Source organism: Streptomyces sp. NPDC004435 (assembly GCF_042873895.1).
GTDB lineage: Bacteria > Actinomycetota > Actinomycetes > Streptomycetales > Streptomycetaceae > Streptomyces.
On the sequence record NZ_JBIAMB010000002.1, the window covers coordinates 352219 to 364951 of the forward strand.

Here is a 12733-nt window from a genome sequence, read left to right on the forward strand (position 1 = left end):
GTCCCGGCCCGAAGGCGGTCGCCCGCCCGCGGCCCGCGACGGGCGTCAGCTCTCCAGGAGGCGCTGGCCGACGTACTCGCCCTCGGCGGCTCCGCCCGGTACGGCGAAGAGGCCGCTCGACTCGTGCCGGATGAACGGGGACAGCGCATCGCCCCGGTCGAGCTTGCGCTGCACCGGTACGAAGCCGCGCAGCGGATCGGCCTGCCAGCAGATGAAGAGGAGCCCCGCGTCCGGGGTGCCGTCCGCGCCGATCCCGTCGTGGAAGGAGAAGGGCCGGCGCAGCATCGCCGCACCGCCGTTCTGTTCGGGGGCGGAGATCCGGGCGTGGGCGTTGTCGGCGATGGCGAGCTTCCCGTCCGGGCCCCTCTTGTCCAGGTCCAGCGGGGTGGTCTCCGAGCCGCCGGACAGCGGCGCCCCGTCCGCCTTGCGGCGGCCGATGGTCCGCTCCTGCTGCTCCTGCGACAGCCCCTCCCAGTCGTCCAGGAGCATCCGGATCCGTCGCACGACCGCGTACGAGCCGCCCGCCATCCAGTCCTGGGAGCCGGTCGCCCCGGCGGGGACGAAGATCCGCCGGTCGAAGTCGGCGTCGGCGGGCTTCGGGTTGTTGGTGCCGTCGACCTGGCCCATCAGGTTCCGGGCGGTCATGGGGCGGGCGGTCGCCCCGGCCGAGCGGTTGAAGCCGTTCATCTGCCAGCGCACTCGTGCCGCGTCCCCGGCCTCCTTCTGGAGCGCGCGCAGCGCGTGGAAGGCCACCAGGGCGTCGTCCGCCCCGATCTGCACCCACAGATCGCCCTCCGACCGCTTCGGGTCGACCGCGTCGGAGGAGAAGGCGGGCAGCGGGTCGAGCTGCGTCGGCCGGCGGGCGGCCAGTCCGGTCCGGTCGAAGAAGGTGCGGCCGAAGCCGAAGGTGACGGTGAGGGAGGACGGGCCCGCGTCCAGCGCGATCCCGGTGTCCGCGGACGGCGCGTCCCCGGCCATCAGCGTCCGGGCCGTCGCCGACCAGCGGCGCAGCAGCGCCGCGGCCTCCTTGCGGCCCGCGCCCGGGGCGAGGTCGAAGGCGACCAGGTGGCCGCGCGCCTGGAGCGGAGTGGTGATGCCGGGCTGATGTTTCCCGTGAAACATCACCTCGGTGGCCCCCACGGAGGTGAGGGCCTGTGGTCCACCGGCCCCCGGCGCGGAGCTGTCGTCGGAGCCGGCCGCCGTGATCCCGGCACCACCGGCGGCGCCGATCACGAGGCCGGCCGCGCCCGCCGCGCCGACGGTGCCGAGCAGCCGGCGCCGGGAGATGTCGAGGTGACCGCCGTCGGGCACGGGGTCGGCGGCCTGGTCGGACGCGGGGCCGGTCACGGGGTTGCTCACGGGCATTCAGCCGATCTTGACGTTCTTCTCGATGGTGGTCTGGTCGATGTCGGAGGTACGGACCGTCACCTGGATCCGCCATTCGCCGGGCAGCGGCAGCTGTACGCCGCTCGCGCTCCAGTGGCCGGTCTGGATCCGGTCCGGGGCGACGGGCAGCGGACCGACGCCCTTCTCCTCCAGGGTGAGGTTCACCTTGATCTCGGGGACGTCCAGCGGCTTGCCGTTGGGGCGGTCCACATAGAGGTGCAGGGCGTTGGCGCCGGTGCGGCCGGGGTCGAGGCTCAGCCGGACGACGCCCTTGCCGTCCACGCCGCCGGTGTCGAAGGGCAGCCGGATGTCGACCGGACGATCGGGCACCGCGGCCGATCCCGCCGTGGAGCCGCCGGTCCTGGCGGCCTCCTCCTCGGTGCGGCCCGGTTCGGTGGCGGTGAGGACGGTGGTCACGGCGAGCAGGACGACGGCCACGGCGGCCTCGGTCAGCACCGAGCGGCGCAGCCCGGTCCGCTCGGGGTCCGCGTCCCGCGCCTTCTTCCGCCGGGCGGTGGCCATGGCGGCGCGCTGCCGGGCGAGCTGGGCGGCCCGCGCGGAGTCCGGCGCCTCCTGGGAGTCCAGCTCCTGAAGCTCCTCTTCCTCGGAGTCCGGCTCCGTCTCCGGGCTCGTCTCCGGGCCCGCCCCGGCGGTGCGTTCCGCCAGGCGCTGGGTCCAGCGGCGGGATATCCAGGCGATGCCGACGAGCACGCCCATCAGACCGATCTTGACCAGCAGCAGCTGCCCGTAACGGGTGCCGGTGAGGGCGGACCAGGAGCCGACCTGGCGCCAGGACTGATAGATGCCGGTGGCCACCAGCACGGCGACCGAGGCGAAGGCGACGCGGGAGAAGCGCTCGACGGCCGAGCGTTCCACCGAGGGCGCCCGGTAGAGGGCGACCAGCAGGGTGGTGAGCCCGCCGAGCCAGGCCGCGACCGCGAGCAGGTGCAGGATGTCGACGGGCATGGCGATGCCCGTCTGGATGCCGGTGGAGGCGTGTTCGGCCAGCGCCCAGGTGCCGGCGATGCCCGCGGCGACCACGGCGCCGCCGAGGCCCAGGCCGAAGGCGAGGTCCTTGCGCTCCTTCGGGTCGGTGCGCCGGGCGTACGCGCCGAAGAGGACGGCGACGAAGAGCGCGGCCGCCCCGAGCAGGAGCAGCCGGGAGGTGAGCGCGGCCCCGGTCTTGGTCTGGAGCACGGCCTGGAGCACGGCCAGGTCGAAGGCGTCGGCGAGCTTGCCGGAGCCGGTGTACGGGCCGCGCAGCAGCAGCATCACCAGGGTGGCGCCGGTGAGGGTGAGCCACCCCCGGACGACGGTCTGCTGGACGGGCCGGACGCTCGCCCCGCGCGGCCAGCAGAGCAGCACGAAGGCGCCGCCGCCGACGAGGACGGCGAAGCTCGCGTACGACAGGTAGCGGGCGATCCCGTAGAGGGTGCCGACGAGCCCTCCGCCGGCCGTCTGCTCGGGCAGGGCGACCGATGTGGCGGAGGGGGCGCCGATGGAGAAGGTGAAGGCCCCCGCGACGGGGTGGCTGTCGGCGGAGACGGCCTGCCAGGCGACGGTGTAGGTGCCGTCCGGCAGCCCGGCCCGCAGGGCCACCCCGTACTTGACGACGGCGCCGCTGCACAGGTCGATGATCTCGCCGGTGTCGGCGCGCCGGCCCGAGGGGTCGAGGACCCGGATCGAGTCGGCGCCGATCGCGACCTGTTCCGAGAAGGTGAGACCGACCTCCTTGGGCGCGGTGGCGACCACCGCCCCGTCCCCCGGGTCGCTCCCGGTCAGTGCCGCGTGCGCGGAGGCGGGGGCGGCACCGGCGAGGAGCACGCCCAGGAGCGCGGCCGCGAGAACGAGGAGCCGGGCCAGGGCGGTGCCGAGGCGCGGGGCGGTGGGTGTCGTCACTGTGTCACTCCGTCAACGAGAGATCAGTGCTGCTGCGGGTTGTGGGTGGCGGCCTCGACGGGGAGCTCGACCTTGATCGGGTCGGCCTTCTCGAAGTGCAGCTCGACGCTGACCTTGTCGCCCTGCTTCGGCTTGTTCTTCAGTGCCATGAACATGATGTGGTTGCCGCCGCGTTCCAGCTTGAGCTCGCCCTCGGCAGGGATGTCGAAGGACTGCACCTGCCGCATCTTCTGGTCCTTCGTCTCGTGGATCTGGACGTCGTCGGAGAGCGGGCTGGTCACGGAGGTCAGCTTGTCGGCGGTGCCGCTGTCGTTCTTGATCGTGAGGAAGCCGCCGGCCATGTCCATCACCGGCTGGGGCATGAACGCGCCGCTGACCTCCAGCTTCGGCTTGTCGTTCGCCGAGGAGCACCCGGTGAGCGCGAGAGCGGCGGCGAGGGCCACGGCGGCGGACAGGGCGGTGGTGCGGCGGGTCACGGGTTCTCCCCCTTGATGAGCTTCGGCAGGTCCTTGGCGTACTCGTCGACGGTGGTGTTCTCCCCGTACAGGACGTAGCCCTGGTCGGTGGTGGGGGAGAACGCGACGACCTGGGCGCCGTGCATGGAGACGACGCTGCCGTCCTTCTCCTTCTTCGGCGGGTCGATGCCGATGCCCATGGCGCGGGCTCCCGCCTGGATCTTCGGGAACTCGCCGGTGAGACCGACGAAGGACGGGTCGCCGGCGGCGGGCAGCCACTTGGCCAGCGACGCCGAGGTGTCCCGCTCCGGGGCGGTGGTGACGAAGACGACCTGGAGCTTCTCCTGGTCGGCCTTGGGGAGCTGCTTCCTGGCGACGGCGATGTTGCTCATCGTCAGCGGGCAGACGTCGGGGCAGTGGGTGTAGCCGAAGTAGATGAGCGTCGGCTTGCCCTTGGTGCGCTCGCGCAGGTCGTACGTCTGGCCCTTGGTGTCGGTGAGGACGAGGTCGGGCTTGGTGTACGGCCGGTCGAGCACGGTCGCGGCCTTGCCCTGCTCGGTGCCGCCCTCGATCTGGACGACGCCGGACGAGACGCTGTCCTTCTTCTTGTCGTCGCCGAGGCCGACCGCGCCGACGACGACGACGGCGGCGACGATCGCGGTGGCGGCGACGATCAGCGGAGTGCGCCGCCCGGGGCGGCCTGTGGTGCCGTCCCCGCCGCTCTGCGACGGGGACGTCTTCTCAGTGGACATGGGGTGACTGTCTTTCGGGGTCTGGTGCTGGGCGTGCGGGGCGGTGCCGTCAGGCCGAGCGACGGCGACCGGCGAGGACGCCGAAGGCGACGCCGGCGATGCCGACGAGGATGCCGACGACGCCGAGGACACGGGCCGTGGTGTCGGTGGAGGAGGCCGAAGCGGTCTCGGTGTGGTCGCCGGCCTTCTCCTCGTGCCCGGCTCCCTCGCCGTGCCCGGCCTTCGCGTCGGCGGAGGCCGAGGCGGTGGGCGCGGCGGAGGTGGCGGCGCCGCCGTGGTGGTCCTCGCCGGCGGCCGAGAGCTTCAGGACGGGGGCCGGGTTCTGCGGCTCCTCGGCGCCCTTCTGCTCCTCGATCCAGCGCACGACCTCGTCGTTGTCGTAGGTCTGGATGGCCTTGAGGACGAGCTGGTCGGTGTCCTCCGGCAGCTGGCCGAGGGAGAGCGGGAACTGCTGGAACTGGCCGGGGCCGATCTTCGAGCCGTCCGCGGTCCAGGTGACCTTGGAGACGGCCTCGTTGATCTGCTTGCCGTGTGTGGTCAGCGGCTTGTCCAGCTTGGACTTGGTGACGACGGCCTTCCAGCCCGGCACCGGCTGCGGCATGACGGAGGCGAGCGGGTGGTCGAGCGGGAAGTTGACCTCCAGCTTCACCGTGGAGGCGTTGTCGCGCTCGTTCGGGACCTTGATGTTCACGGTCGCGTAGCCGCCCTTGGCGGCCTCGCCCTGGGGCTGCACGCTGACGTGCGCGAAGGCCGTGCCCGAGAGCAGGACGACGGAGGCGGCGGCGGTGGCGGCGGCGAGAGCGGCGCGGGACAGGTTCATGGAAGACACTCCGGCTCGGTGAGGGGCCCGTGGAAGGGACCCGGAAGAGGAAGGCGGTCCGGTCCGGCACACCGGGCCGCGGGCGGAGCCGGGCGGGCGGGTGCGGACAGGCGCGGCCGGCTCCTCCGCGGAGGACTCCCCCGTGGGGGTTCCCGTGGAGCGGACCGCGTCAGGCTGCGAGGACGCAGGGGGCGGCCGGCGGGCCGCGGCGGATCACCGTGTGCTGGAGTGCCCCGGCCACGGGCGGCGGCGAGGGGTCGAGGGAGGTACGGATCCGGCCACGCGGGCCGGACGGGGCCAGCGTCGCCAGACCGGCGAGCAGCGCCCGTACGAGTCGGAGCGCGGCGCGCAGCGAGCGCACCAGCGTGCTTTCGGCCAGCTCGGCCGCGCCCTGCCCGGAGAGTTCGACGAGCCGGACCAGGGCGAGGTCGCCGCGGCGCAGCAGCCAGCCGGCCACCACGGCGGCGAGCAGGTGCCCGAGAAGCATGGGCAGGCCCGGCAGCAGCGCGTCGGTCGGCGCCATGACCCCGTGCGCCCCGGCGTGGGCCTGCGCGGCGGCCGGGGCGATCCCGGCGCGGTCGAGGATCCCGGCGGCGTCACCGGGGGTGAGCGAGGCGGCACCGGCCCCGCAGACGAGCTTGGCCGCCATCCGTACCAGCGCGTCGTCGGCCTGGGTGCTCAGGGCGAGCTGCCGCTGGCCGAGGCCGAAGAGGAGATGGAGCCCGAGCTGCCCGCCCGCGAGGGTCGCGACGACGAAGCCGAGGGAGCGCTCGCGCCCGGTGAGCAGGACCGTGATCCCGAAGACGCCGAGGAATCCGGCGAGGAGGGACCACAGGGCGATGCCCGCGCAGGCAGCGAGGGCGTGTCCCAGCGCGGACAGCACGACGCAGACCGCGGTGAACACCGCGGCCCTCAGCAGCCGTGGAGCGAGCGCGGGGGCAGACATGGCGGCCCCATCATCGCACCAGGGCACCCGCCTCCATGCGGCAGGTCCACAAGGTCGTTCTTGAGGGTGTTCGGGATGACATACACCCGCCTCCGGGACGACACGCGCCGGTCTCCGGGGCGCCACCTACGGGGTCTGCGGTACGACATACACCGGCCTTCGGGCCCGTCACATCCGCCGAACGGGCGCTCTTGGCCGGTTCGGGCGCTTACGGACCGCCGTCCCCGGCAATAGCTAGGGGTATGTCGAGCCGCTGCCGGGAGGCTGGAGCATGAGCATCTGGTGGTCACTCCATCTGCGGCGCGAGGCTGCGAGCGTGCCGCTCGCCCGGCGCCTGTTCCTCGGCACCATGGAGACGGCCGGGGTCGATCCCGACGTGTCCTACGAGCTCTCGGTGGCCCTCACCGAGGCGTGTGCCAACGCGGTCGAGCACGGTGGCGGCGCGTCCGCGGGCCGGGGCTCGGAGGCGTACCGGGTCACGGCCTTCCTCGACGGCGAGACCTGCCGTATCGAGGTCGCCGACGCCGGTCCGGGCTTCTCCGGGACGCGGGCGGAGCCTGTCCCCGCCGCCGGTCCGGACGCCGAGCACGGTCGCGGGCTGCGGTTGATCGAGGAGCTCTCCGACCACGTCCACTTCGGCCGTTCGGGCCGTGGCGGCGCGGTGGTCAGTTTCGACAAGATCCTCAAGTGGCGGGACAGCCCTTCCCTCCTGATGGCCTGAGGCGCGGGCGGACGGCGCCTGAGGGACACGGGCGGACGGCCCCTGAATGGCACGGACGGACGGCCCGAGGCACGGGAAAGGCCCCCGCCGGAGTCCGGCAGGGGCCTCACCCACACGGCGGAGGGTCAGCCCTTCATGGCCGCCATCCACGCCTCGACCTCGTCCGAGCGGCGCGGCAGCTGGTCCGACAGGTTCCGGTTGCCGTCCTCGGTGACGAGGATGTCGTCCTCGATCCGGACGCCGATGCCGCGGTACTCCTCCGGCACGGTCAGGTCGTCGGCCTGGAAGTAGAGCCCCGGCTCGACGGTCAGGCACATGCCCGGCTCCAGCGTGGTGTCGACGTACGCCTCGGTGCGCGCGGCGGCGCAGTCGTGGACGTCCATGCCGAGCATGTGGCCGGTGCCGTGCAGGGTCCAGCGGCGCTGGAGGCCCAGCTCCAGGACGCGCTCGACCGGGCCCTCGACGAGGCCCCACTCCACGAGCTTCTCGGCGAGCACGCGCTGGGCGGCGTCGTGGAAGTCGCGGTAGGCCGCGCCGGGCTTCACCGCGGCGATGCCCGCCTCCTGCGCCTCGTACACCGCGTCGTAGATCTTGCGCTGGATCTCCGTGTACCGGCCGTTGATCGGCAGGGTGCGGGTGACGTCGGCGGTGTACAGCTCGGTGGTCTCGACGCCGGCGTCGAGGAGGAGCAGGTCGCCGGAGCGGACCGCTCCGTCGTTGCGGACCCAGTGGAGGGTGCAGGCGTGCGGGCCGGCCGCGCAGATGGAGCCGTAGCCGACGTCGTTGCCCTCGACGCGGGCGCGGAGGAAGAAGGTGCCCTCGATGTAGCGCTCGCTGGTGGCCTCGGCCTTGTCGAGGACCTTCACGACGTCCTCGAAGCCGCGGGCGGTGGAGGCGCACGCCTTCTCCAGCTCGGCGACCTCGAAGGCGTCCTTGACCAGACGGGCCTCGGAGAGGAAGACCCGCAGCTCCTCGTCGCGCTCGGCGGTCACCTTGTCGGTGAGGGCGGCCTCGATGCCGGCGTCGTGGCCGCGCACGGCGCGGACCGGGCCGGTGGCCTCCTTGAGGGCGGCGGTGAGCTCGCGCACGTCCTTCGCCGGGATGCCGAGCAGCTGCTCCGCCTCGGTGAGGGAGTGGCGGCGGCCGACCCACAGCTCGCCCATGCCGTCGAGCCAGAACTCGCCGTTCTCGCGGTCCGAGCGCGGCAGCAGGTAGATCGTGGCCTCGTGACCGGTCTCGGCCGGCTCCAGGACCAGGACGCCGTCGTGGGTCTGGTCGCCGGTGAGGTACGCGTACTCGGTGGCGGCGCGGAAGCTGTACTCGGTGTCGTTCGACCGGGTCTTCAGGTTGCCCGCCGGGACCACCAGGCGCTCGCCCGGGAAGCGGGCGGAGAGCGCGGCCCGGCGCGCGGCGGTCTCGGCCGCCTGCGGGATCGGCGCGAGCCCGGTCAGCTCCGTGTCGGCCCAGCCGGACTTCATGTTCTCGGCGAGCTCGTCGGAGACGCCCGGGTACAGGCCGTTCTTCCGCTGCTTGATCGGCTCTTCGGCCTCGTCCGGGGTCTCCGGAGTGAGCTCATCGGCCACGGGTCTGCCTCCTCTTGGTACGACACTGAACCCCCTCCATCGTACGGTCGTACGGAAGGGGGCCCAGGGCCGGAAGACCCGTTACCGCGTGGTCACCGGCCGGGATCGGTCGACTACCCCGTGGTCGTCGGCCGGGATCAGTCGAAGCGGGCGGCGAGCAGCACCACGTCCTCGCCCTCCACGGCCGGGTCGATCCCGTCCGGGAGCACGGTCCGCAGCACGTGGTCGGCGACGGCGCCCGGGTCGTCCCGGTCCGTCCGGGGCACGCTCGCGGCGGCCGCGTGGAGCCGGGCGAAGGCCCGGTCGATGGGGTCGCCGGTACGTCGCAGCAGCCCGTCCGTGTAGAGCAGCACCGTTTCTCCAGCGGCGGGCGACAGCTCCACGCTGGGTGCCTCCCAGCAGGAGAGCATCCCGAGCGGGGCGGAGAGCGAGGTCTCCACGAACTCGGTGCGGCGCTCGCCGACGAGCAGGGGCGGCGCGTGCCCGGCACCCGCGAGGACGAGCCGGCGGCGGGCGGGCTCGGCGTAGGCGAAGAGGGCGGTGGCCGAGCGGGCCGGTTCGGTGAGCCGGAGCAGCAGCTCCAGGTCGGAGAGGACGGCGACCGGGTCCTCGCCCTCCATCACCGCGTACGCCCGCAGCGAGGCCCGCAGCCGGCCCATCGCGGCCAGCGCGCTCGGACCGGTGCCGGAGACGGACCCGACGGCGAGCCCGAGGGCGCCCTCGGGCAGCGGCAGCGCGTCGTACCAGTCGCCGCCGCCGCGGGGGCCGGTGCGGTGACGGGCGGCGAGCCGGACCCCGGGGACGCGGGGGAGCCGGCTCGGGAGCAGCTCCTCGGCGACGGTGGAGACCTGGACGCGGGCGCGCTCGACCTGGAGGAGACGGGCGAGGTGCTCGGTGGCGAAGCGGCCGTAGAGGCCGACGAGGTGGCGCTGGCGGTCGGTGGGGGCGGCCGGTTCGTCGTAGAGCCAGACGCCGGCGCCGATCCGGCCGGCCTCCTCGGTGGCGAGGGGGAGGGCGTAGCTGGCGGCGTAGCCGAGCCGGGCGGCGACCTCGCGGTGGCGCGGGTCGAGGCCCTCCTCCGTGCGCATGTCGTGGATGGCGATGGGCTCGGGGACGCGGCTCGGGTCGGACGGGTCGGGGAGCCCGTCGAGGAGGCGGCCGTAGCTGGTGGCGCCGCGGGGGACGGTCTCGATGGTGCCGAGGTCGGCGTGGGCGAGGCCGAGGCCGATGGTGGCGGTGGGGCCGAGGCCGTCGGCCGGTTCGAGGACGGCCATGCCGCGGCGGGCGCCCACGAGGGCGGCTCCGGCGCCGAGCACTTCGTGGAGGGCGTCGTCGAGGGTGGCGGTCTTGATCAGCCGCTCGGTGAGCTCGTGGAGGGTGGTGAGGTCGGAGACCCAGCCGGCGAGGCGGTCCGTGATCAGGGCGCCGGGCGCGGAGGCCGCGTCGGCGGGAGCCGCGGCGGCGGGAACGCCCGCAAGGGGCGCCTTAGTGTGCGGTGGCGCGGGAACCGTGGAATCGATTCCGGCCACTTTCGGGACGTGCTTCGGCAGGTGTGGGGAGCTCATCTCAGTCGGCTTTCCGACCGGTGCGTTTGACGCCATGGCATCGCAAACCCCCATGTCATATTGCGCCGCTCGATGTCTCCACATGTACACGCACCCGAGGAGCGATGTCCAGCATTGTCCCTGTGGGACTTGTGGTGTCCGGGTGGTGTTCCGGGAGGTCGTGCGCAGGGGTTGAAGTGGGCCGGAAGTTGGCCGAAAATTACCCCCGGTGTGCACCATTTGCGGTCGACTGGCGTCGTTTGAAAGCGCGTCATTCTGAGCGTGTGGGGTACGTAATCGATGACAGGCGGGGGCAGTTGACTGTGCCCCGGGATCGAGAAGCGGAACCCCGGCGTCGTACGTGCCGCAGGCCGCGGCCCGTCCCCGCGTGGCGGGGATCGTGTTCCGAACCGGCTCCGACCCGACTGTGACCCGGCCTCGTTCCGGCCGGCCCCGCATCCGAGCGGGGCGACGCACCGCCGACGCTGTACGCGCTGATACGCACGGTGAAGAGATCTGCACATGGTGTGATGTGGATTCGGCGTTCAACGGAAAGGAACGAGCGCTCATGCGCGAGATCCTCGGAAGGCGACGCAGGTACCGGTTCCGGCGCAAGGCGAGGGCCGCACGACTGGACGCGGCGGTCACCTTCGCGGTCCGGTGGGACTGGCCCGTCCTGCCGGGCGTGGGAGTCCAGGAGCCCGCCCGTACGACGAAGACCTCCGGCCGGGGCCGCCTGATGGCGATGCCCGGTATCGGGAGGGCGGAGCGGTCCGGCGGCGGTGCTGCCGCCGAGCGGACCGGCGGGACCGATCGGCCCGGGGGCGCGACCCGGACCGGCGGAGACGGTCCGGTGTGCGCCTGCCCCGACACCGGCTGCGTGGTCCCCGGCGCCCACCCCCTCGACCCCGGGCTGCTCGCCGCCACCACCGACGAGCGGATGATCCGCTGGTGGTGGACCCGGCGCCCGGACGCCCCGATCGTGCTGGCCACCGGCGGCCGTGCCCCCTGCGCGGTGAGCCTCCCCGCCCTCGCCGGCGCGCGCGCCCTGCTCGCCCTCGACGGGATGGGCATGCGGCTCGGCCCGGTGGTGGCGACGCCGACCCGCTGGTCGATCCTGGTCGCCCCGTACGACCTCGAACGGCTCGGCGAACTGCTGTACGCGAAGGACAGCGTGCCCAGTTCGCTGCGCTTCCATGGAGAGGGCGGCTATCTGTTGTTGCCGCCGTCCGTGGTGGGCGCCGGCCAGGTCCGCTGGGAGCGGGCCCCGCTCGCCGGCTCCGCGCGCCCGTGGCTGCCGGACGTCGAGGCCGTCGTGGACGCCCTCGTGGAGGCGAGCACGGCGACACCGGGCGGCGGGAGCCGGCTCGCGTACTGAGCGGGGCTCGCTGATCGGCGCGTGTACGGAGCGGGGGCGGGCGGCGGGGTCGGCTGTGTGGCCACGCGCGCGTGGCGGGTGACTTCGGAAGCCACCCGCGTTCACCCGAACGGGTGTGTCCTGGGCCGACGCGCACGGGAATCGGGCGCGCGGCCCGCCGGGCGCCCGCCCGACGCCGGTAGGTTCGCCCCACCGCCCGTGATCGTTCCCGCCCCCGGGACGCTCCCCGAACAGAGCAGGTGGGTCGCATGAGTCGGCTGAGCCCGGCGCAACTCCGCATGGCCGGCCTCGGCACCGCCGTCGTGATCGCCGTGCTGGTCCCGCTCGCCGCGAAGGCCGGTCAGTCGGACGGCACCGGCACACCGCCACCACCGGCGGCGGCCCCCGGAGCCCCGGCGCATCCGCCCGTCCCACCGGCCCCCGCGGACGCGAAGCCGGGCGGCCCGGGCGCGGGTGAGCTCGCCGGAGACCTGCTCGGCGGCCTCCGGCCCGGCGACGATCCCGTTGCGGCCGAGGAGGCCCGTACGGCCGGGGAGCCCCGTACGGACGGAGGCGCTCGCATCGGCGCCGGGGAGCCCCGTACGGCCGAGGGCGCCCCCACGGCCGGGAGCGGCGGGCCCTCCGCGGCGCTCGCGCCGAGCGCCGCGACCGGGAGCCGTACCGCCGCGCCCGGCGGGGCGCCCGAGCGGGTCAGCCGCTGCGGTCCCGAACTCGCCTCGCCCAAGGGCGTCGAGGCGCAGACGTGTGTCCTGTCCGAGGGGCCGGACGTCTGGGCGCGTACGTACTACCGCAATGCCACGGGCCACGAGATCGACGCGATTCTGACCCTCATGGCACCCGGTGGACGGACCGTACAGGTGCGCTGCGCGGTGCCCGCGAAGGACGAGCCGGACACCTGTGAAACGCCGAGGGAAGCGGGAGCGGGAGCCGCCCGTTCGCATACGGCGGTGGCGGAATTCGCGGTGAGGGACAAAGGCGGCGATGCGCCGCTGCTGCTGCGGTCCGGCAGCAACACGGCCGACGAGCAAGCGAGTTGAGAGATCGCCCCGGCGCGACGGCGGGGCGGACATGGAAACGCCCGATCGCTGGCGACGGGGGATGCACCAGCGACCGGGCTTCCAGAACGGTAACAAGAGATCTGCTGTTCGCAAATTCGATCTCGGTTATTCGGACAGGGATTTACCGCTCCGTAGGTTCCGCTGTGGCGGAAGTCACCGACTGGTCGGTCTGTCAGTCACCGATACCGCCT

At 73.5% G+C, this 12733-nt stretch carries 11 protein-coding genes; 3 read left to right on the forward strand and 8 right to left on the reverse strand.

The window, feature by feature from the left end; all coding sequences use genetic code 11:
• Positions 1 to 45: 45 nt before the first annotated feature.
• The 6 genes from efeB to ACFYT9_RS04825 all read right to left on the reverse strand — a co-directional run bounded on the left by efeB (position 46) and on the right by ACFYT9_RS04825 (position 6258).
• Positions 46 to 1365 (reverse strand): iron uptake transporter deferrochelatase/peroxidase subunit, encoded by a 1320-nt coding sequence (gene efeB, locus ACFYT9_RS04800; protein WP_387272130.1) that lies wholly within the window; start codon positions 1363 to 1365, stop codon positions 46 to 48.
• Entirely contained in the window at positions 1366 to 3285 is a 1920-nt protein-coding gene (locus ACFYT9_RS04805) for a copper resistance protein CopC (protein ID WP_389160950.1), read from the reverse strand. It lies immediately after the preceding gene.
• Between the two features lie 23 nt (positions 3286 to 3308).
• The gene (locus tag ACFYT9_RS04810; RefSeq protein ID WP_389160952.1) at positions 3309 to 3761 is read right to left on the reverse strand and encodes a copper chaperone PCu(A)C; all 453 of its coding nucleotides are present in this window, start codon (positions 3759 to 3761) and stop codon (positions 3309 to 3311) included.
• Positions 3758 to 4492, reverse strand: coding sequence for an SCO family protein (locus ACFYT9_RS04815; protein WP_389160954.1), 735 nt, complete (start codon positions 4490 to 4492; stop codon positions 3758 to 3760). Before ACFYT9_RS04815 ends, ACFYT9_RS04810 begins: the two co-directional genes overlap by 4 nt.
• A 49-nt stretch (positions 4493 to 4541) precedes the next feature.
• Positions 4542 to 5312: a YcnI family protein gene (locus ACFYT9_RS04820; protein ID WP_387272136.1), complete on the reverse strand. Its 771-nt coding sequence runs from the start codon at positions 5310 to 5312 to the stop codon at positions 4542 to 4544.
• A 169-nt stretch (positions 5313 to 5481) separates the two neighbouring features.
• Complete coding sequence (locus ACFYT9_RS04825; protein ID WP_389160956.1) at positions 5482 to 6258, reverse strand: hypothetical protein; 777 nt, start codon at positions 6256 to 6258, stop codon at positions 5482 to 5484.
• 271 nt (positions 6259 to 6529) lie between these two features.
• Between ACFYT9_RS04825 and ACFYT9_RS04830 the strand changes: the two genes are divergently transcribed.
• Positions 6530 to 6979 carry an ATP-binding protein gene (locus ACFYT9_RS04830; RefSeq protein WP_376597896.1) on the forward strand — a complete coding sequence of 150 codons (450 nt, stop codon included), beginning with the start codon at positions 6530 to 6532 and terminating at the stop codon, positions 6977 to 6979.
• Positions 6980 to 7104: 125 nt separating this feature from the next.
• Here ACFYT9_RS04830 and ACFYT9_RS04835 read toward each other — a convergent pair whose 3' ends face one another.
• Together ACFYT9_RS04835 and ACFYT9_RS04840 are read right to left on the reverse strand one after the other, a co-directional pair.
• Positions 7105 to 8562 carry an aminopeptidase P family protein gene (locus tag ACFYT9_RS04835; RefSeq protein WP_389160958.1) on the reverse strand — a complete coding sequence of 486 codons (1458 nt, stop codon included), beginning with the start codon at positions 8560 to 8562 and terminating at the stop codon, positions 7105 to 7107.
• A 137-nt stretch (positions 8563 to 8699) separates the two neighbouring features.
• Positions 8700 to 10181: a PP2C family protein-serine/threonine phosphatase gene (locus ACFYT9_RS04840; RefSeq protein ID WP_387272142.1), complete on the reverse strand. Its 1482-nt coding sequence runs from the start codon at positions 10179 to 10181 to the stop codon at positions 8700 to 8702.
• A 493-nt stretch (positions 10182 to 10674) separates the two neighbouring features.
• Between ACFYT9_RS04840 and ACFYT9_RS04845 the strand changes: the two genes are divergently transcribed.
• Together ACFYT9_RS04845 and ACFYT9_RS04850 are read left to right on the forward strand one after the other, a co-directional pair.
• Positions 10675 to 11484 carry a bifunctional DNA primase/polymerase gene (locus ACFYT9_RS04845; RefSeq protein WP_389160959.1) on the forward strand — a complete coding sequence of 270 codons (810 nt, stop codon included), beginning with the start codon at positions 10675 to 10677 and terminating at the stop codon, positions 11482 to 11484.
• 248 nt (positions 11485 to 11732) lie between these two features.
• The gene (locus ACFYT9_RS04850) at positions 11733 to 12521 is read left to right on the forward strand and encodes a hypothetical protein (RefSeq protein WP_389160961.1); all 789 of its coding nucleotides are present in this window, start codon (positions 11733 to 11735) and stop codon (positions 12519 to 12521) included.
• Positions 12522 to 12733 lie beyond the last annotated feature (212 nt).